The organism is Bradyrhizobium sp. McL0615, assembly GCF_049993905.1.
Taxonomy (GTDB): Bacteria; Pseudomonadota; Alphaproteobacteria; order Rhizobiales; family Xanthobacteraceae; genus Bradyrhizobium.
On record NZ_CP188254.1, the window covers coordinates 4,710,773 to 4,729,754 of the forward strand.

Genomic DNA, 18,982 nt, shown 5'->3' on the forward strand with positions numbered 1-18,982 from the left:
GGCGTCGCGCCTGTTGGCCGCAGGCGAGCGATGCTTCATGGTCGACGGCGGCGGCAAACGCTACCGCACGCAATGGCACTGGCACGATTGCGCGATGATCCTGCTACCGATCAGCGGCTCGGTAGAGTTTAGAGATGAGTCCCGGCACGCCGGAACGTGGCTCGCGCAGGACCGCTTCGTCGTCGTACCCAAGACCCAAATGCACGAAACGGTGGCCGCGACGGGACATCGGCACCTTGCGGTCTATGTTTCGGATTCCTTGATTGCGGGAGCGCAGTCGTCGCTGGGCACGCTCGCGCGGCTAAGCAAACCTGCCGGGAGCGCCCTGGTCTTCCCGGTCACGGCAGACATTCGCGCACTGCAGCGCCTTTGCTCGGCGGCGGTCGGCGATCCCTTGGGCGCGGGGCTGTCGGGTCCTCATCTGGCCGCGGCATTGCTTGCCCGCCTTCTCGTTCATATCGAGCGAACCGAGCCGTTCCCGAATGCCAGAACACGCGACTACGGCGAGATGCTGATGGCCGACGTCCGTTCCTTCATCGACGAACGTATCGCCGAAAATTTGTCGCTCGATGCAATCGCGCAGAGATTTGGCCTCTCCAGGAGACACCTGACGCGGTGCTTTCGGCAGTGGTCCGGCGTTTCGATCGCGGGATACCAGGAACGGCAGAGAATCCGCATGGCCGAAGAGATGCTGATCGAAACGACGCTGCAAGTGGGCGAAATCGCCTGGCGTGTCGGCTTCGAGTCCGGATCTGCACTGGCAAGGGCGATGCGCAGGATCACGGGTCGTTCCCCCAGCGAAATGCGCGCGCGCCAGCGTGAGCGGCATAGGTGAAAGCGACGTCAGTTCGGTTCGAGATCGATCGGGATCAGGAAGGCGAATGCGTACTTCGTATCCTCGCCGCGGGCCCCGTCCAGTCCACGCTGGAGTGACACCGCAGCCATTTCGGTCGGCAAAGCCGCTCTGACGCGGCATTGATCGTTCGGACCCAAAACGAGTCTCCCGTTCGAACGCATCCGGGCCAACTCTTCGATAAACCACGGCTCGCGGATTCTTGCCCGCGCCGCCCGGTCGGATGTCGCGTCAAACGCCAGGACTGGCGTTCGGTTTATCTCCAGCACGAAGGTCGATTGGCCTCGAACGTCCTTGACGCGGCGATTGCCGGCGTCCCGGAGTCGCGGGCGATCGCCGATCGGAACAAGTCGCTTCATGTCTACTTGCCTGGCTGGGTTTCGTCGGCTTTGTCAGCTTCCGTCAGGTGACGAGAGCCGCCGCTAGAATCTCGCCCGTGCCAGCACCCGTACCGTACGGCCTTGGCCCGGAGAGAGATTGTTATTGCCGTCCGCGGTGGCCCAATAGCCCTTGTTGAAGATGTTCTCGACATTGAGCTGGGCGCTCCATGTCTCGTCGATCTTTGCGAACAGGCCCGCATCAAAGCGCCAGAAGCCGGGGAGCCGCACGCTGTCGTCGGACGAGGCAAAGGAGTCGGAGAAATAAATCACGCCGAGCGAAGCCGCCCATCGCGAATCGATCTGATACTTGTTCCACCAGCCGAACTGGTTGTAGGGCACGAGTTGCACGCGGTTGCCGGCGACGATGGTCGCGGATGTATCGCTCGTAATGCGCGCGTCGGTATAGGCGTAGCCGAAAGTCGTCTGCCAGTCGGGAGTCACATATCCAGTCGCGGCCGTCTCAAGACCGCGGATCTTTTGGGCTCCACTTGGGAAGAAGAAGCCGGGATTATTGGGATCTGCAAGCGGCACATTGGTACGAATGAGCTCATACACCGCCGCTGTGAGCAGGAGCTTCGGCTGGATATTCCATTTGACGCCGACCTCGGTGTTCTCGAACTTTTGTGGCTGCAGGATCAGCGTTCCCGGCGAGAGCGCGCTGAACTGGTCTCCGGATGCGGGTAAATAGGAGGTGCTGTAGGCGGTGTAGATAGACAGATTGTCGATGGGCTTGACGATGACTGCCGCACGCGGGGATATCTTCTCATCGACCCTGTTACGCGTGATGTTGGTGTTGAGATCCAGCGCCGACATATCAAAGCTGTCGTAGCGGGCGCCGACGAAGAGCTGTAGCCAGCGGGTCAGCTCGACCTGGTCCTGCACATAGCCCGAGGCGGTGTTCAGCCGATACTTGCTGTTGGCATCGCTTGCGAGATGATTGAATACGACCGGGCCGAAATAAGTTGGATTGAACGGATTGACGACGTCGAAGGCCTTGTTGGCGTTGTTCGGGAAGATGCCGGAATCGCGTCGCGACAGACCGGTCTGCCGGCCGAACTCGGTGCCGAACGCGACCGTGTGCAGCACCGGTCCGGTCGCCGTCTTGTAGATGAAATCGGTCTGGTTGAACGCGTTCTCGCGCGGCGTGTAGTTCTGGTAGGCGTTGAGCGACACCTGCGTGAGGTCGGGCGTCACCGCTCCGCCACCGGGGCCGCCGCCCGTGCCGCCGGGATAGACGTTGCGATAGCCACGGTTGTAATCGGCGTAGAGTGAGGAGTTCTTCACCGTCAGCCCGTTGCCGAAATCGTGCTCGATCACGGCCATGCCGGTCTGCACCTCGACCTTCGCAGCGTTGTAGATCGGGCTGCCGTAGAATGTCGTCAAGTCACCGTTGGGCGCGAAAGGCACGGTGGGATTGAACCGCGTCGCGCCCCCGGGGACACCGAGCGAGGGGTTGCCGCGATCGGCCAGGCGGAAGTCGTGGTAGAACTCGTAGGAGAGCTTGACCTTGGTGTCGTCGGTCGGCTTCAGCGTCACGGTCGGGTTGAAGCCGTAGCGCTCGAAGTGGCCGTACTGACGGAACGTGTCGCTGTTTTCGTAGAAGGTGTTGAGCCGCACCGCGACATTCTCGTTCACGGCCTGTCCGGCGTCGAGCGACACGCGCTTATCGTTGTAAGAGCCGACCTGTGCGGTCGCTTCGTAAATTCGCTGGCCGTCGGCTTCCTTCAATGTCCGGTTCACCAGACCGCCGCCGGCGCCGCGTCCGAACGTAAGCGCACTCGGTCCCTTCAGGATCTCGATGCTCTGTGTGTTGTAGAGGTCGCGGAAATACTGGACGTCGTCGCGGAAGCCATTGACGAAAAAGTTCGCGCTGGAATCGACGCCGCGAATCACGAGTTCGTCACGGTTGCCTTCGCCCTGATGGATCGCAACACCCGGCACGTAGCGCGTCACGTCGGTCAGGGTCTGAAACGACTGATCGCGGATAAAGTCCTTTGTCAGCACCGTGATGGACTGCGGGATGTTGACCAGCCTGGTGTTGGTTTTCGTCGCCGTCGAAGTGCTGTCGGAATAGACGCCGACCGTCCCGGTGCGCGCCTCCTGCGTTGGACCGAAGGACGGTTTTGCCGCTGGCGCAGTTTCATTCCTGCGCGCGGCCTGTGTGCGTCGGGACCGTCCGGTGTTCGTGCTGCTGCGCGCGGTCGAGGGCGTGCGGCGTTGCCGGGTCTCGGGTGCGGTGACTGTAACGGCCGGCAGCGATGCTCCGCCCTGCTGCGGTGCCGGCTGGGCCTGCGCATCGGCTTCCCGAATTGGCAGGAACAGCGCGAGATAGCTCGCTGATACGAACAATACGACGCGCGATCGAACAACAGCCCGCGATGATCTCATCATGTCTTGACGCCCCAAAGAAGTTTTTTATCTCGCGCGCGTCATGCGCGCGCGACCACCAAGATCCTGAACAAGTGGAAGCCCGCGCAATTCCGCACTAAGCATTTTGAATAGTTCAAATCTGATCGGGCAGGAAACAAACGTCGATTGGAATGCCTCTAACTTTTCTGCCAGGAAGCAAATGTCGATTGGAATGCTTCTAACTTCGCGGACAACACGCGTTGCGCCACAAACACACACGCGCACGAAATCGTCCTCCAACTCAGTTGGGACCTTGCGTGATAACCCGACTTGAGTATGGAGCGCTCATCAAAGCGGACGTCAGTCGACCACTTCGGATTCGTGGGGGAAGCTTTAATTCTCCCTGCCTTCGCTGCGGCGGAGAGCGATCGGCAAGGCATGGGCCACGGCGGCGGCGATCGGAGGATCGGTGCCGATCTCGCGGCCGCGGCCACGGATCAGTCGCTCATAGGATGCGATCAGGGTGGTGTAGGGATTGACCCAGATCCAGCCGTCGCGCGTGAACACCTGTATGTCGAAGTGAAGATGGTATGAGGTGCCGTTCGGGAAATCGAGGTAGTTGGAGACCACGCCGATCTTTTCGCCCTCGGCGACCCGGCGCCCGTTGAGAATGCCGTCCGCATCCAAGGCTGACGGGTTCATGTGCATATAGCGAAAGCGGATGTGCTCGTTGCTTGTGTTGATCTGCAGCGTCGCCGCCTGCTGCTTCAGCGCGCGGATCACGATGCCGTCGCGGACGGCCACGACGGCCTGCTTCCTCGGGTGACAACTGCTTGCGCTGTTGCTGTTCGGCAGGCAGGGCGCGGGGCGGATGTCCTGGCCCTGATGCCCGAAGCCGGCGGCGCATTGCCCGACTTGGAAGCTGCGCGCTTCGCAAAAATTGTCGCGCCACGGATAGACGCCGCGGCCGATCTCGGAATTTTTCCTGCCGAAAGATTGCGAGCGGATGGCGGCCGGGCCTTTCTCCAGCGGAAAACGGATTTGCGAATAGGCGGCGAAGTCGGCGCGTCCGCCGCCCCGGCGCAGGCTGCTGCGGGTGATGATGTCGCCGCCCGGGTAATAGCTGAAGTCGGGCGAAACCGCCGTCGGCCGTTCGGCGACCTCGGACGAAATGTCGTAGCGCGGCTGCGCCGGTTGTCCGCCCGCGATGCGCAAGGCTCTCAGAAAGCGCTCGGCAATGGGATAGGCCTCGCGGCAGGCGAGCCGCCGCGTCCGCGGGGTCGAGTCGAGACACTGGATCGACACCACATAGGGCACGCCGAAGCGCGTGAAGGCGTAGCGCACATAGCCTTCGCGGATGAAGCGGCGCATGCCGGGATACAGCGCCGCCAGCGCCTTGACCGGCTCGCCCCTGCTGCCGAGCGGGTCGGCGAGGTCGTAGACGAGGATCGAGCCGGTGATCTGCACTTCCACCGGCCTGGCGAAGGTCCGTGACGGCAGACCTGCGCCTGCGCCGGGCTGCAGCGAAAACACCGCGTCGTAGCCGGCCTGACCGGCGTGAAACAGGTCTGCGCGACTGAAATCGGCCTGGTAGCGTGGCAGCGGCAGCGGTGTGCCATCGGCCTGGTCATCGAGGTAGCCTGCGGTATCGAACGGCAAAAGCACCGGCACTGGACTGCGTCCGATCCCGGCGAACAGGCTTGCGTTGATGGCATTCAGTTGCACCAGCGCGGGCGTTGCGCGGGCATCCCATGCCGGCACCCGACGCTGGCCGGCGTACGTAAATCGGGAAGCGATCGCCGGGCGGCTGCCGATCTCGGTGCGGAGCTGATCGAGAACCGCCCGCCATTCGACGCGGATGGCCGTGATCGACGGCGTCCTGAACTCTTCAGCGGTCGCGCCGGTGAGCCCGGCTGCGAGCAAACAGAGGGCTGTCAGCGAACGCCTGAGCAAGCGGACAGCCCTTGTATTCAATGCAATCGCCCCCCGGCGTGCCGACCTTCAAAGAATTATCGGTTCTGATTGATGCAGAACCGACGCCTTAAATTCATGTTTTGACGCGCGTTCTACGCGCATCGCTACGCACTTCGCTTCAAAACACTTTAATCGCGTGATCTTAATCCTTTGCGCGCTCGACGTAAGAGCCGTCCTCGGTCATGACCACGATCCGCGTTCCCGCCGCGACGTGCGGCGGCACCGCGGTGCGCACGCCGTTGGAGAGAATAGCAGGCTTGTAAGAGGAAGACGCGGTCTGACCCTTGGTGACCGGCTCGGTCTCCACAACTTCCAGCGTCGCGCGCTGCGGAAGCTGGATCGCGACCGGATTCATGTCGTGAAGCGACAGCTTCACGGTCATGTTCTCCTGCAGATAGGGTGCGGACGAACCGACGATTTCCTTGGAGATCTGGACCTGGTCGTAAGTCTCGGCATTCATGAAATGGAAGCCGTCGGCATCTTCATACAGATAATTGAAATTGTGATCCTCGACGGTCGCCTTCTCGACCTGGTCGGTGGTCTTGTAGCGTTCCGAAATCTTCACGCCATCGCCGATCCGGCGCATTTCGATCTGGCTGACCGGGGTTCCCTTGCCGGGATGGATGTTTTCGGCGGTGAGGACGACGTAAAGCTTGCCGTCCTGCTCGATGATGTTGCCCTTGCGAATAGAACTGGCGATGACTTTCAAAGCGGTTTTCCTGAATTTCTGGCCTTCAGCCAGTCCGGGACATGGGCGTCCGTGGGGCCGATCGGGCGGTTTCGGGCTGCAACATACTGATTTTGCCCGTCGATGCCAGCGTTTTGCCGCCATATCAGGCGGAATGCCTCAGGCCGTAACGGCCCTATTTTGTTGGACTTATCGGCGGCTCCGGTCGGGGAACTCGACTGCTTTGGCGTTGTGGTCGGCGAAATCGGTGGGAATCGAGAATTGCCCGGTTTTCGTATCGAAGACACAGCGCCAGTCCTCGATCCAGGGCAGCGGCTTGTCCTCACCCTGTGAATCGAACGAGAGGGTGAGCACGATATAGCGGCTGTCGGGCCAATGTTTCCGCATCCCGGCGTAATTATCGTCCATCCCCTGGACCAGATGTACCTGCACGTGATTGAGCGAATCGCGATCCCTGGATTTCCGATGCATCTTCCTGGACAGTGGCTGGTTGAAGAAATAGTCCCAAGCCATATCGCCTAACGGCTTTGGCGTTGCCGGTGAAAATTGGTCGCCGGTCCGCCGGTACAGAAACAGCGTGTGATAGCCTGCGCCGAGCTTCTGCATCCGCACCAGCCATTGGCTGTTGCGGCTGAATCGAAATCCGGCCGGGTAGCCTGCAAGATCGGAGTCTTCGTCGCGGTTTAGCAGCGCGGCGTTCTGATGTTTCCCGTCGAAGGTCCAGAACTGGTACACGCGATCGTATTCGTCCTTTTTCTTCGAATATTGTTCGACGCGTACCTGGCCATCCGGCGAGGTGAACGTGTGGTCGGCATCCGGCAGCCGTTCCAATTCGCTCCCGGGGCTGTCGGCGCTGGCCGGCACCACCGTGACCAGCGCCGTTAACAAAAGGATTGCGGTTCTTCCCAACCAGCCGCCAGACATGCCCTTATCCTGTTGCAAATTCTGGCCATTGGACGGTGGAGCCGGCGACAAGGTTCAGCACCCCGGGGCGTCGGCGATCGAGCGGAATGGACAAGGTGAGCGGGTTTCGCCATGACAGGATGGATAAAGTGCGGGACGTTGCCGCCGCTGATGGAAATCATAGAGAAAGTCGAACAATTTCAATGGTATTTACCGATTCTTTAAATGCCTGTTGGGGCTGCCCGGAGACCGCAGCGTGGCTGAGCGAGGGGCGTTGCTGATGGTTGGGAGGGACCACCCGTCGCCCTGGTGGTCGCCTGCGCGGCACGCCGACCGAAGGCCGTTTTTGATGGCGCGGAGCGCGATCACGGGGGCCGTGCGGGCCTGGTTCGACGAGCAGGGGTTTACCGAGGTCGAGACCGCCATCCTCCAGATATCGCCGGGCAACGAAACGCATCTGCATGCGCCACGCACCGAAATTGTCGGCAACGATGGCACGCGGGCTGCGCGCTACTTGCGCACGTCGCCGGAGTTCGCTGCCAAGAAACTCCTCGCCGCCGGAGAAGCCAAAATCTTCGAGCTCGCGCGCGTGTTCCGCGACCGTGAGCGCGGCGATCTGCATCTGCCCGAGTTCACGATGCTGGAATGGTACCGCGCGGAAGCGAGTTACGATGCGGTCATGGCCGACACCATCGTCGTGATCGCGCATGCGGCGCAGGCGACCGGGATTGGCCGGTTTTCGTTCCGCGGCAAAACGGCCGATCCTTTTGCCGAGCCGGAACTGTTGACGGTGGCGGCGGCGTTCGAGCGCTTTGCCGGGATTGATCTCCTGGCCACCGTCACGAATGCCGAGGGCGACCGCGCGGCCCTTGCGGCGGCGGCGAACGCGCGGGTACGAATCACCGACGACGACACATGGTCGGACATTTTCAGCAAGGTGCTGGTCGAGCATGTCGAACCGAATTTGGGGCAGGGGCGTTTGACCGTCCTGTTCGAATATCCGGCGCCGGAGGCTGCATTGGCGCGGACAAAGGCGGGGGATCCGCGCGTCGCCGAACGGTTTGAGGTCTATGCCTGCGGCGTCGAGCTCGCCAACGGGTTCGGCGAACTGACTGACGCCGCCGAACAGCGTCGCCGCTTCGGCGCCGATATGGATGAGAAGGAGCGGCGCTACGGTGAACGCTACCCGCTCGACCAGGATTTTCTCGCAGCGGTGGCCGCGATGCCGCCGTCGAGCGGCGTAGCCCTGGGTTTCGACCGGCTGGTAATGCTGGCCAGCGGCGCGTTGCGGGTCGACCAGGTGATATGGACGCCACCGGCAGGAGAGCCATGAACAGGATCGATCCGAAACTGGCGGCCACGCTGCGGCAACCCACTGAGCTCGTCGAGCGCGGGTTGGCGAAGGCAACTGATCTGGCCGACCTCGAACGGGTCGCCGCGCGCTATGCCGTCGCCGTGACGCCCGATATTGCCGGCCTGATCGACACGGAAAACCCGGACGATCCGATCGCGCGGCAATTCATTCCGAGCGCGCTCGAATTGGTGAGCGCGTCAGGCGAAAATGCCGATCCGATCGGCGACGACGCCCATTCGCCGGTTCCCGGCATCGTCCACCGCTATCCCGACCGCGTGCTGTTCAAGCTGGTGCATGTCTGCGCGGTGTATTGCCGGTTCTGCTTTCGCCGCGAGATGGTTGGACCGGGAAAGGCCACGGCGTTGTCGGAAGCGGCCTATCGCGACGCGCTGGATTACATTCGCGGGCACACAGAAATATGGGAAGTCATCCTGACCGGCGGCGACCCGCTGATGTTGTCGCCGCGGCGGCTGGCCGAGATCATGACCGACCTCGCCGCCATCGATCACGTCAGGATCGTCCGCATCCATACCCGCGTGCCCGTGGCGGCGCCGGCGCGTATCGATGACGAGATGGTCAAGGCGCTGCGCGTCGACGGCGCGACGACCTGGGTCGCCGTTCATGCCAATCATCCGCGCGAACTGTCGGGCGAGGCGCGCTTGGCCTGCGCCCGGCTGGCTGACGCCGGCATTCCGTTGGTCAGCCAGACAGTGCTGCTCCGCGGCGTCAATGACGATGCTAAAGTCTTGGAGGCGCTGATGCGGGCCTTCGTCGAAAACCGGATCAAGCCGTATTACCTGCACCATGGTGATCTTGCGCCGGGAACGGCCCATCTGCGCACCACGATTGCGCATGGCCAGCAATTGATGCGAACTTTAAGGGGACGTGTTTCCGGCCTGTGCCAGCCGGATTATGTACTCGATATTCCCGGCGGCCACGGAAAGGCGCCGATTGGCCCGAATTATTTGTCGCATGCGAATTCGCAGGGAAGTGAACTATCCTCGGAAACGCGGTATCGTATCGTCGACTATTGCGGCGACGTTCACCTCTACCCGCCAAAGCCGTGATCCGGCGATGACGGAGGACGGCGAGGGGAAACGGGAGCCGCCGGAAGATGAGGGCCATCGCGGCATCGAAAATGCCGTGATGCTCGGCTTCTTCGTGGTGCTGGTGGCCGCCGGAATCTGGTTGCTTGCCACCATGGCCGATGTACGAAAGGCGCAGGACTGCGCCGGCCAGGGACGCCGCAACTGCGCAACGATCGACGTGCCGGCGCGATAACAAGAGACAGGAAACGGGAGAACCAAGATGCGAACAACAATCCTTTCGATAGCACTGGTGGTCCTGATCGGCGGGGCGGATGCATTCGCGCAGGGGTCTTCGTCGGTGCCGAAAAACTCGGGCGGAGGTGGAGGCGGAGGGGTGATACAGGCGCCGGTCGGTCATCGCCAGCCGCGCGTCAGCGATGTGCCCAGCGAGAAAAACCTGAGCGACCCGAACGATCCGCTGAGCAAGGAAAACCAGGCTCTCGACCGCAAGATCAAGAGCATCTGCCGCGGCTGCTAGGGCGCGTCCGCAAATCTGACACGGGAGATCGCAATGCCCGCCAACATATTGCGAATGATTGCGGTTGCCGTTGTCTGCTTCTGTTTCGGTGCATTTGCCGCGGCCGCCAGGCAGCCGGGCCATGCACCGTCCGTTCAGGGATCGGCTAGCTCTGCTCGATCCACGGACACGCTCATAGCGCCCCGGCGAGCGAAACAAAATGCCGCTCGGATTCGGCACGCCAACCGCGACTCCCATGTCGATCCGGCGGCGCCTTATAAAGCCAATCGTCTTTCGTCGCCGCGGGCGAGCGAGCCGATCCTCAACATTCCCGGTCAAACCACCGTCCTGACGCGGGAGGTGCTTGACGACATGAAGGCCACCAGCGTCAAGGACGCTTTGCGGTCAACCGCGGGCGTGACGGTCGGAACATGAGAGAAGCGGCCTTGCTCTGGCTGCTTTCGACGTCGTCATCGCAGCTAGTAATCGAGATCCGACAGGAATGTGGTGTTCACGATTTCGAATTCGGACTCGCGCCAATCCTTGAATAATTCCGCGCGCGCCAAACGATGTGTTGCCAGATCTGATGTGCTGCATTTGACGGCGTTGTGATCGATGCCGGAAATCTCGAGCAGCGCATCGAAGCTTGCCTGGCGATCCTCGCGATTCTCAACTTCGGCGAAGTAGATGGTGTGGTCGAACTTTCCCATTGCCCAACAAAATTGAACGCGGTCCTGGTCGGCGGCATGTGCCAAATTCGGGACAAGCAGCGCAGCGGTCAACAACAGTCCAATGACCGGGGCAACCCTGTTTATGATTCTTGGCGTCATCGCGCGATTCCAAACGTTGTTTGAGGGCGTCCGGCCCAAGTCCGCCACGGCTTGGTGACGGGCCTGACCGCTGCAGCAACGTATATTTCGGCGCGTGATTTCTTCATGTGAGGTACGCCACAGGCTGGTCGATTCTTGCCAAGCCTACGATGGTGCCCGTTATGGGTAATCATCTGTTTGGATGAGACGCAACCCGGATTTATGCGTCCGCGCTCCGGATCAAAGGCGCAGCCTCATTGAAGCGGGGCAGGGCGCGCCTATTGCGTGCCCTGCTTCACGATCATTCGCCCGGCTTGGCTAGGCCGAACGCTCCTCCGGGACACTGCGCGATGGCGCATTCCTTCGTGACGCCACCGCATCGGCCAGCACGTTCAGCGTGGATACCGTCGTCTCCCAATCGATGCAGCCGTCAGTGATGCTCTGCCCGTAGGTCAGCGGGTTGCCCGGCACCACGTCCTGGCGGCCGGCGACCAGGTTGCTCTCGATCATGACGCCGGTGATGCGCTGCTCACCGTGCGAGACCTGCTGGGCGACGTCGGCCACGACCAGCGGCTGGTTCTCCGGCTTCTTGTTGCTGTTGGCGTGGCTGGTGTCGATCATCAGCCGCGGCGCCACGCCGACGCGGACAAGTTCGAGGCAGGCGGCATCGACGCTTTGCCGGTCGTAGTTCGGCTTATGGCCGCCACGCAGGATGATGTGACAGTCCTCGTTGCCGGTGGTTGCCGCGATCGCCGAGCGGCCGCCCTTGGTCACCGCCATGAAATGGTGTGGGTGCGAGGCCGACTTCACGGCGTCGGCTGCGATGCGGACATTGCCGTCGGTGCCGTTCTTGAAGCCGACCGGGCACGACAGCCCAGAAGCCAGCTCGCGATGGATCTGGCTCTCGGTGGTGCGCGCGCCGATCGCCGCCCACGCCATCAGGTCGGCGATGTATTGCGGGGTCGTCATGTCGAGGAATTCGGTTCCGGCCGGCAGGCCGAGATTGTTCACCGCCGACAGCACGTTGCGCGCCAGCCGCAGCCCCCTGTTGATGTCGAAGGAGCCGTCGAGGTTGGGATCGTTGATCAGCCCCTTCCATCCGACCGTGGTGCGCGGCTTCTCGAAATAGACCCGCATCACGATTTCGAGGCGGTCGGCGAGTTTTTCACGCACGGCGGCGAGGCGCTCGGCGTATTCAACGGCGGCGACGGGATCGTGGACCGAGCAGGGGCCGACGACGACCAGCAGGCGGTCGTCGGTCCCGTTCAGGATGGCGTGGATGGCGTTGCGCGCCGCCATCACCACCCGCGTCGCGGTCAAGGTGCGCGGGATCTCACCCATCACCTCCTGCGGCGTACTCAGTTCTTTCAGTTCACTAATTCGAAGATCGTCGGTGGTGCTCAACACGGCTATGGCTCCTGCTTTCTGGGGAACCTGCCGGCCAATAAAAAAGCCGCCAGGTTTGGCGGCTGTTCGGACTTCTTGGCTGCAATTTGTCAGATTGAGCGCGATCCTCCCACCGCCAGCGAGCTGTCGAAGCTAAAATACCAAAAGTTGCTGGCGGCGATCATGATCATGGCGGGCTCTATAGCCCACCGGTCCGCGCTTGTCACCCCCTGAAGCCTTTTCCGTTCCGATTGAATCGGAACGGGCTCTAGGTTTCTGTTTTGACGCGTTTTCTTGGCGCGAACCGGTCTCCACTTCGCTGGAAAACGCTCTCTAATCGGCGGCGTCAGGACTTGCGGGCGGCGAGCGCCATGCCGACCATCGACGCGCCGCCGAGCACGAGGTTGATCCCGACCAGGAGGCCGATCGCCCACTGTGACGAATCCGGCAGGCCTGCGACGATGATGAACGCAATCAGGAGGTCCATCACGCCCGAGATCAGCAACCAGGCCCAGCGCTCCGACAATTCGCGGCGATGCTCCAGCGCGTACATGATGGTGACGACACCCTCGGCCAGGAAATACGCGCCGACCACGATGGTGAGCGTGAGGATGCCCTGCTCAGGTTTTGCGAGCAGGATGCCGCCGGCCAGAACGGCCAGCGCGGCCGAAAACAGCGACCACCAGAAGCCCGGCATCTGCCGCGCCCAGTAGGTGGCGAACAGGCCCGCAATGCCGCCGATCAGGAACATCCAGCCGAGGAAGATGGTGACGGCGAGGCTCGCCAGCGGTGGCACGATCATCGCCGCCAGCCCGAGCACTACGAGCACGATGCCTTCGAACAGGAAGGCTTTCCAATTCGCCTTCACCGCGGCGTTCATCTGCGACTGCAGTTTGCCGATGTCGTCCGGTGGGATGTGTTGAGGATTGTCCTGGGGAAGGGTCACTGGAAACTCCCGATGCCTGCCGCGTCGATTGAGTACCCAATATAGCTTGTGCGCCGCGTGCGGGTAAAATTTGTTCGCAGGCCTTTTTGAGCGAGATCAACGACGGAAGGATGACATTCAGCCGGGGCCGGGCGCGGACGAAAAGCCCTCCGAGGACGTCCTGATGCGGTTACGGCCGAACACATAAACCGCCGACGTCGCCAGCAACAATCCCAGGCCGATCAGAATGGAGGTCAGGCCCAGCGGAATCAGGAGCAGGGAGGCGTTGCGCTCGGGATTGACGAACCAGTGATGGAGCGAGGTCAGCACGAATGCCGCGCCAGCGAAGCCGGCCCCGCTGCCCACGAGCAGCAGGGCCCACATTCGCCGCAACACGCTCAGCCGCTCGCGCCCGATCTCGGTGCGCGGCGCATGGTGGCGGCCGACCCGCCGCACCAGCCGAATGGCAAATCCGATCGAACTGAATCCGATCAGCAGGCTCGCCGCCCCGAGCATCATGCGCGTGGTGGCGCCGAGATCGGGATGTTTCTGCAATGTCAGCAGCGGAAAATCGAATGCGGCGTGCAGCGCGACTGGCGCGAATAGCGCCAGACACCAGCTTGAAATCCGCGCCCAGTCGCGATGATGGCGGTGGGCGCCGAGCGCCGTTCCGGCACGCGCGATCGCGATATAGGCGCCTGCGATAATGCCGAGCGCGCCGTGAAACGGCACGGTCAGCACGCTGCGCAAGGCGGCCAGCGATCGCCACATGTCGGAGTGCTGCACGAGATAAGCGAGGTTTTCGTAGGCGGCGAAGCCAAGGCCGGCGGCCGCCCCGTAGACCACGGTATCCATCGGGTCCGCAAACGTGCGGCGGCGCACCGACACGGCGATGATCACGAGGACCTTCACGATCTCTTCAGGCGCGGCGACGCCGAAGACCGAACGCAGGCCCTGCGTCATCCAGGGGTTTCCCGGCACCGCGAGGATCGCGGCAAATGGGGCGCGCGCAATGCCCAGCAGGGAAATGCTGGCGGCGCCGAGGATGAAGGCGAGCCATACCCGCGTGGGCGGGCCAGGGCGCTCGTCGGCGGCAATGACGAGCCAGAGCACCAGCAGCGCCGGGGCAATGGCGGCGACGCCGATCGATGTGGGGAGGGCCTGAAGCAACAACATGCGGGAAACATTACCTCGCTTACGAAAATGGCCGCAAGTTCAGCCGTTTGCAAGAAAAGTCAGACGCGACTCCTTGTCGCCAAGCCGTTTTGAAACTTCGTGAATTTTCGGCACTTTCGGCGCGAATTCTTGAGCCGGTCGCCACTGCGGACGTATCAGAGGATGCTTGGCTCGTCCAAGCAACCGGCACGGGGAAAGCGGGGCTGCAAGAGAGTACCCCGGATACCAGGTCACGGCAGCATAGACGTCAGCTGCCCGGCCGTTGTCTTCAGTCTCGGCAGGATCTCGCTTTGCACCCGTGCTTCGTCGGTACGCGCGGCGCTCGTGCTGGCATTGAGGGCGGCTACCATGAGGCCGGCGCGGTTGAACACCGGGACGGCGATGCCGATCAGGTCATCCTCGGTCTCTTCGTAATTGAGGGCGTGGCCGTCGCGGCGGGCGGCTGCGATGGCCTTGATGATTTCGGTCTGGTTGACGATAGTCCGGCGGGTCAGCCGGACGATGCGCGTGCGGGCCAGCAGCTTCTTCACGTCGGCGATCGGGCGATGCGCCAGCAGCATGCGGCCGGACGCGGAACTGAAGGCCGGCAGCCGCATGCCTGTCGTGACGACATAGGCCAGCCGGCGGCCCGGTATATCGGATCGCGCGACGAACACGACTTCGGCGTCATCGAGAACCGAGATCGAAACGGTTTCCCTGATGTTGCGCGCGAGATCGTCTAAAAACGGCTGCAGCGATGCCCCGAGACCGGCCGAAGAGAGAAACGAATAGGCGAGCCGCAGCACGTGCGTCGTCAATTCGAAGCGGCGTTCATGAACGTGGACGAAGCCGAGATGGACCAGCGTCAGCAACAGCCGGCGCGCCACGGCGCGGTCGACGCCGGTTCGTTCGGCCACTTCCGCCACCGTCATGGAGCGGTTGTCGGGGCCAAAACTTTCGATCACCTTGAGACCGCGCGCAAAGCTCGAAACGAAGGCGCGGCCGTCAGGGGGCATTGCGGTGTGTTTGCTTGCCATCATGCAAGTTCGCCCGCCGCTTGGTCCAGCCCGAAAAACGCCAGCTGAATGTCGCGCTGCGCCTCCGCCATCGCGCGGCCGGTCTGCACCGTGAGGCCGCAGGCGCGGGCAGCGGCCAGCAGCGGCGAGATTTCCGGCTCGGTCACGACGTCGGCGACATGCGCGTGAGGGGCGAGCCGATCCGGCGCGAACGGCAAGGGGTCGTCCGGCCGCATCCCGAGCGGGCTGGCGTTTACGGCGATATCAGCTTCGGGATAGGTGCTGATCGCATCGAGCGTGACGCGATCGGCAAAGCCGGCGCTTTCAGCCAGGCGGTGTAGCGCCGCGCGCCGGTCGCCATCCGGCTCGTGAAAGGCGACCCGCGATGCGCCGGCTTCGCAGCACGCCAGCAGTATGGCGCGTCCGACCGCTCCGCCGCCGAACACGGCGACCGACTTGCCCTGCGCCGAGACGCCTTGCTGGGCGGCGGCCGCGAGAAAGCCGAGGCCATCGCTCATGTCGCCCTCGAGCCGGCCATCGGGAAGGCGCCGCACCATGTTGACCGCTCCCAATAGCCGCGCGCGATCCGACAACGCGTCGACATATTCCGCCGCCGCGATCTTGTGCGGGATCGTCACGATTGCGCCGGGTGTATTCTCGAAAGCGCGCAGCACCGTGAAGAAGGCGCCAAGCGCGCTCGCTTCGATATCGACGGGGACGAGAACGGCATCGATGCCGCGGCGCGCCAGCTCGGTGTTGACGACGATGGGCGAGCGCACCTGTCCGATCGGATGCCCGATGATCGACAGCACGTGGGTGCGGCCGGTCGGAAGAAGTGACGGCGTCGGCGCCTGCTCCATGCTGCGATCCCCTTTGACGTCGTGCGCATAGCGCACAAATTGGCAGTATTTCGCACGATTCGAACTAGCACGGGACAGGCGGCAGAACTACCGTCTTGCGCAGGGCAGGCAAGCGCAGCCGGTGAACGGCCAGAGGTTAAGGGTGTGACGAGACGGGCGAAGGCCGATGTGCTGATCGTCGGCGGCGGCCTCGGCGGCGTTTCCGCCGCGCTGACCGCGGCGCGGCTTGGCGCGCGCGTCGTGCTGGTGGAGGAGCTGGACTGGCTGGGCGGGCAGCTCACCGCGCAAGGCGTGCCGCTTGACGAACATCCCTGGGTCGAACTCGGCGTCGGATCGAAGAGCTATCTGGCGTTGCGCGATGCCATTCGCGAGCATTATTTCCGTTTCTATCCGGTCACGCCGGCCGCGCGGGCGGAGCATCCGTTCAATCCCGGCATGGGCAATGTCGGCACGCTGTGCTGTGAGCCGAAGGTGGCGGTGCGCGTCATCGAGGCGTTGCTTGGGCCTTACGAAAGCCGCGGCCTGTTGACGGTGATGCGCGGATGGCGCGCGTTGGCGGCCGATGTCGTCGGCGACAGGATCACAGGCGTCGCCTTCGCCGAGGTCGCCAGCGGTCAGCGCCGGACGATCGAGGCGCGCATCGTGGTCGACGCCACCGAGACCGGCGACCTGCTCGAACTGGCCGGCGTCGAACATGTTCTCGGCGGCGAGGCGCGCATCGATACCGGCGAGCCGAACGCGCTCGATGTCGCCGATCCCTTCGACCAGCAAGCGGCCACCTGGTGCATGGCGCTCGACTATCTGCCCGACGAGGATCACACGATCGAGAAGCCGGCGCGCTATCAAGAATTCCGCGAATTGAAGCTCGATTGCTGGCCGAACCGGCAATTTCACTGGACCGTCAGCGATCACGTCACCCACAAGCCGCTGGCGCGGCGTCTGTTCGCGGGTGATACCGACGCGCCCTATCTGTTCGATCTCTGGCACGCACGGCGCATTGCCTGGCGGCGGAATTTTGCGCCGGGAAGTTACCCCAGCGATATCTCGATCGCGAACTGGCCGCAGATGGATTATTGGCTGCGTCCGCTCGTCGGCGTCAGCGCCGAGGCGCAGGCCGAAGCGCTGCAGGAGTGCCGGCAGTTCAGCCTGGCCTTCCTGTACTGGATGCAAACCGAGGCGCCGCGGCTCGACGGCGGCCAGGGCTATCGGGGCTTGCGTCCGCGTGGCGATGTGCTCGGCACGGCCGACGGCCTCGCCAAGCAGGTCTATTTCCGGGAAGGGCGGCGCATCATGGCCGAGTTCACGGTGCTGGAGCAGCATGTCGGCGTGTCGGCGCGTCCCGGCGCGGACGCCGCCGAGCGTTTTCATGACAGCGTCGGGATCGGCGCCTACCGGATCGACCTGCATCCGCCGACATCGCGGGCGCGCGACACCGTGGATATCGACAGCTTCCCGTTCGAAATTCCGCTGGGGGCGCTGATCCCGGTACGAACGGATAATTTAATCCCGGCCTGCAAGAATATCGGCACCACACGCATTACCAGCGGCGCCTATCGCGTTCATCCCGTCGAGTGGAGCATCGGCGAAGCCGCGGGCGCGTTGGCGGCAACCTGCAGCCGGCTCAATTTGCCGCCACGGGCGATCCGCGCCAACGCGCGTCGCCTCGAAGATTTCCAGCAGCTCATGATGGATCTGGGCGCGCCGATCAGGTGGCCGGTTTTCGGCGCCCTGACGCCTTCGACCCGGCGCGGGTATCGCCCGCCCGTCACCGACCATGCAACAGCGGGATAGCTCATGTCGAAGCCAATGGATTTGTCGCGGCGGACTTTTCTGGTGGGCAGTGCCGCAGCCTTGCTGCCGGTCGCAGCCGCGCGCGGGCAAGGACCGTCGTTGCCGAAGACGATCACCATTCATGTCGGCTTCCCGGCCGGCGGGCCGGCCGACACCACCGCACGCCTGATCGCGGAGAAATTGCGGGAAATTACCGGATCGTCGGTGGTGGTGCTCAACCGTCCCGGCGCCGGCGGCACTTTGGCGGCGGCTGCGGTGGCGCAGATGGAGCCCGATGGCGCGAACCTGCTGCTGGTTTCGAGCGGGCATGCCGGGGCACCCGCGCTCTATCCGAACCTGAAGTTCGACAGCCAGCGCGACTTCACGCCGATCGTGGCGCTGGCGCAGTCACCGGTCATTATTCTCGTCCGCAAGGATTCGCCGTACCGCAGCGTCGAAGAGCTGATGGCGGAGATGCGCGCGAAGCCGGCCGTGCTGAAATTCGCGACCGGCGGCGGCGGTGCGACGTTGACCTCGTTGGGGGCGCTGCTGCTGCGTGCCCAGCTTGGCTATGATGCGCTCGCGGTGGCCTATCGCGGCACCGGTCCTGCCAATATCGATCTGATGGGCGGCGTCATCGACTTCAGCTTCGACACGGTTTCCGGCGCGATCGGTCTGTTGCAGTCCGGTGATGTCCGTGGACTCGCCGTCACCAGCAAGACTCGCGCTGCGGCCATTCCAGACGTCCCGACGATCGCGGAAACGGTCAAGCCGGATTTCGACGTCACCGGCTGGTTCGGACTGCTCGGCCCGGCGCGGATGCCGGCCGCTCTCGTCACGCGGCTGAACGAGGATCTGAACCGCGTCGTGCTGGCGCCGGAGTTTCGCGCCCGGCTGGTGACGCTCGGCATCGATGTGATGGGCGGCACGCCAGAGGCTTTTGGCGCCTTAATTGCGTCAGAGACAATCCGTTGGGGGAAGCTGATCAGGGAGCTCGACCTGCAACCGCAGTGAA

Annotated in this window: 19 protein-coding genes; 8 read left to right on the forward strand and 11 right to left on the reverse strand. The window is 63.2% G+C overall.

The genetic code is table 11. The features are described from left to right. The first annotated feature begins 37 nt into the window (after positions 1 to 37). Positions 38 to 835 carry a helix-turn-helix domain-containing protein gene (locus ACPPVP_RS22225; protein WP_426524427.1) on the forward strand — a complete coding sequence of 266 codons (798 nt, stop codon included), beginning with the start codon at positions 38 to 40 and terminating at the stop codon, positions 833 to 835. An 8-nt stretch (positions 836 to 843) separates the two neighbouring features. Here ACPPVP_RS22225 and ACPPVP_RS22230 read toward each other — a convergent pair whose 3' ends face one another. From ACPPVP_RS22230 to ACPPVP_RS22250, 5 genes are all read right to left on the reverse strand, one after another. Next, positions 844 to 1,212, reverse strand: a complete 369-nt coding sequence (locus ACPPVP_RS22230; RefSeq protein WP_426524429.1) for a hypothetical protein — start codon at positions 1,210 to 1,212, stop codon at positions 844 to 846. Between the two features lie 63 nt (positions 1,213 to 1,275). Then, a complete protein-coding gene (locus ACPPVP_RS22235) occupies positions 1,276 to 3,624 on the reverse strand; it encodes a TonB-dependent receptor (RefSeq protein WP_426524431.1) in 2,349 nt (782 codons plus the stop codon). Between the two features lie 351 nt (positions 3,625 to 3,975). Next, on the reverse strand, positions 3,976 to 5,556 hold the full coding sequence (locus tag ACPPVP_RS22240; protein ID WP_426524433.1) for a M23 family metallopeptidase: 1,581 nt from the start codon (positions 5,554 to 5,556) through the stop codon (positions 3,976 to 3,978). A gap of 142 nt (positions 5,557 to 5,698) precedes the next feature. After that, complete coding sequence (gene efp / locus ACPPVP_RS22245) at positions 5,699 to 6,265, reverse strand: elongation factor P (RefSeq protein WP_426524435.1); 567 nt, start codon at positions 6,263 to 6,265, stop codon at positions 5,699 to 5,701. Between the two features lie 168 nt (positions 6,266 to 6,433). Beyond that, the gene (locus ACPPVP_RS22250; RefSeq protein WP_426524437.1) at positions 6,434 to 7,168 is read right to left on the reverse strand and encodes a hypothetical protein; all 735 of its coding nucleotides are present in this window, start codon (positions 7,166 to 7,168) and stop codon (positions 6,434 to 6,436) included. A gap of 259 nt (positions 7,169 to 7,427) precedes the next feature. On the opposite strand from ACPPVP_RS22250, the gene epmA reads away from it, so the two are divergent. Genes epmA through ACPPVP_RS22275 form a run of 5 tightly spaced genes read left to right on the forward strand, consistent with a single transcriptional unit; the run spans position 7,428 to position 10,481 of the window. Next, on the forward strand, positions 7,428 to 8,480 hold the full coding sequence (epmA, locus tag ACPPVP_RS22255) for an EF-P lysine aminoacylase EpmA (RefSeq protein WP_426537995.1): 1,053 nt from the start codon (positions 7,428 to 7,430) through the stop codon (positions 8,478 to 8,480). Further along, positions 8,477 to 9,568: a lysine-2,3-aminomutase-like protein gene (locus ACPPVP_RS22260; RefSeq protein ID WP_426524439.1), complete on the forward strand. Its 1,092-nt coding sequence runs from the start codon at positions 8,477 to 8,479 to the stop codon at positions 9,566 to 9,568. Before epmA ends, ACPPVP_RS22260 begins: the two co-directional genes overlap by 4 nt. A gap of 7 nt (positions 9,569 to 9,575) precedes the next feature. Next, the gene (locus ACPPVP_RS22265) at positions 9,576 to 9,782 is read left to right on the forward strand and encodes a hypothetical protein (RefSeq protein WP_426524441.1); all 207 of its coding nucleotides are present in this window, start codon (positions 9,576 to 9,578) and stop codon (positions 9,780 to 9,782) included. 27 nt (positions 9,783 to 9,809) lie between these two features. Beyond that, complete coding sequence (locus ACPPVP_RS22270; RefSeq protein WP_426524443.1) at positions 9,810 to 10,067, forward strand: hypothetical protein; 258 nt, start codon at positions 9,810 to 9,812, stop codon at positions 10,065 to 10,067. A gap of 54 nt (positions 10,068 to 10,121) precedes the next feature. Then, positions 10,122 to 10,481 (forward strand): TonB-dependent receptor plug domain-containing protein, encoded by a 360-nt coding sequence (locus tag ACPPVP_RS22275; RefSeq protein ID WP_426524445.1) that lies wholly within the window; start codon positions 10,122 to 10,124, stop codon positions 10,479 to 10,481. Positions 10,482 to 10,525: 44 nt separating this feature from the next. Here ACPPVP_RS22275 and ACPPVP_RS22280 read toward each other — a convergent pair whose 3' ends face one another. From ACPPVP_RS22280 to ACPPVP_RS22305, 6 genes are all read right to left on the reverse strand, one after another. After that, entirely contained in the window at positions 10,526 to 10,828 is a 303-nt protein-coding gene (locus ACPPVP_RS22280; RefSeq protein ID WP_426524447.1) for a hypothetical protein, read from the reverse strand. Between the two features lie 345 nt (positions 10,829 to 11,173). Further along, positions 11,174 to 12,262, reverse strand: a complete 1,089-nt coding sequence (locus tag ACPPVP_RS22285) for a 3-deoxy-7-phosphoheptulonate synthase (RefSeq protein ID WP_426524449.1) — start codon at positions 12,260 to 12,262, stop codon at positions 11,174 to 11,176. Positions 12,263 to 12,587: 325 nt separating this feature from the next. Then, positions 12,588 to 13,187 carry an HdeD family acid-resistance protein gene (locus ACPPVP_RS22290; RefSeq protein ID WP_426524451.1) on the reverse strand — a complete coding sequence of 200 codons (600 nt, stop codon included), beginning with the start codon at positions 13,185 to 13,187 and terminating at the stop codon, positions 12,588 to 12,590. A 117-nt stretch (positions 13,188 to 13,304) separates the two neighbouring features. Beyond that, entirely contained in the window at positions 13,305 to 14,342 is a 1,038-nt protein-coding gene (locus ACPPVP_RS22295) for a PrsW family glutamic-type intramembrane protease (RefSeq protein WP_426524453.1), read from the reverse strand. 230 nt (positions 14,343 to 14,572) lie between these two features. Beyond that, entirely contained in the window at positions 14,573 to 15,361 is a 789-nt protein-coding gene (locus ACPPVP_RS22300) for an IclR family transcriptional regulator domain-containing protein (RefSeq protein WP_426524455.1), read from the reverse strand. Next, complete coding sequence (locus tag ACPPVP_RS22305; RefSeq protein ID WP_426524457.1) at positions 15,358 to 16,197, reverse strand: shikimate dehydrogenase family protein; 840 nt, start codon at positions 16,195 to 16,197, stop codon at positions 15,358 to 15,360. The genes ACPPVP_RS22300 and ACPPVP_RS22305 overlap by 4 nt, the downstream gene beginning before the upstream one ends. 144 nt (positions 16,198 to 16,341) lie before the next feature. Here ACPPVP_RS22305 and ACPPVP_RS22310 point away from each other — a divergent pair, with 144 nt between their 5' ends. Beyond that, entirely contained in the window at positions 16,342 to 17,988 is a 1,647-nt protein-coding gene (locus ACPPVP_RS22310) for an FAD-dependent oxidoreductase (RefSeq protein ID WP_426524458.1), read from the forward strand. Between the two features lie 3 nt (positions 17,989 to 17,991). Then, positions 17,992 to 18,981, forward strand: coding sequence for a Bug family tripartite tricarboxylate transporter substrate binding protein (locus tag ACPPVP_RS22315; protein ID WP_426524460.1), 990 nt, complete (start codon positions 17,992 to 17,994; stop codon positions 18,979 to 18,981). Position 18,982 lies beyond the last annotated feature (1 nt).

Coding starts and splice junctions, on each gene's coding strand:
- ACPPVP_RS22225 (WP_426524427.1), top strand. CDS start 38: ATGGTCGACGGCGGCGGCAAACGCTACCGCACGCAATGGCACTGGCAC.
- ACPPVP_RS22230 (WP_426524429.1), bottom strand. CDS start 1,212: ATGAAGCGACTTGTTCCGATCGGCGATCGCCCGCGACTCCGGGACGCC.
- ACPPVP_RS22235 (WP_426524431.1), bottom strand. CDS start 3,624: ATGATGAGATCATCGCGGGCTGTTGTTCGATCGCGCGTCGTATTGTTC.
- ACPPVP_RS22250 (WP_426524437.1), bottom strand. CDS start 7,168: ATGTCTGGCGGCTGGTTGGGAAGAACCGCAATCCTTTTGTTAACGGCG.
- epmA (WP_426537995.1), top strand. CDS start 7,428: ATGGTTGGGAGGGACCACCCGTCGCCCTGGTGGTCGCCTGCGCGGCAC.
- ACPPVP_RS22260 (WP_426524439.1), top strand. CDS start 8,477: ATGAACAGGATCGATCCGAAACTGGCGGCCACGCTGCGGCAACCCACT.
- ACPPVP_RS22265 (WP_426524441.1), top strand. CDS start 9,576: ATGACGGAGGACGGCGAGGGGAAACGGGAGCCGCCGGAAGATGAGGGC.
- ACPPVP_RS22270 (WP_426524443.1), top strand. CDS start 9,810: ATGCGAACAACAATCCTTTCGATAGCACTGGTGGTCCTGATCGGCGGG.
- ACPPVP_RS22275 (WP_426524445.1), top strand. CDS start 10,122: ATGATTGCGGTTGCCGTTGTCTGCTTCTGTTTCGGTGCATTTGCCGCG.
- ACPPVP_RS22295 (WP_426524453.1), bottom strand. CDS start 14,342: ATGTTGTTGCTTCAGGCCCTCCCCACATCGATCGGCGTCGCCGCCATT.
- ACPPVP_RS22300 (WP_426524455.1), bottom strand. CDS start 15,361: ATGATGGCAAGCAAACACACCGCAATGCCCCCTGACGGCCGCGCCTTC.
- ACPPVP_RS22305 (WP_426524457.1), bottom strand. CDS start 16,197: ATGGAGCAGGCGCCGACGCCGTCACTTCTTCCGACCGGCCGCACCCAC.
- ACPPVP_RS22315 (WP_426524460.1), top strand. CDS start 17,992: ATGTCGAAGCCAATGGATTTGTCGCGGCGGACTTTTCTGGTGGGCAGT.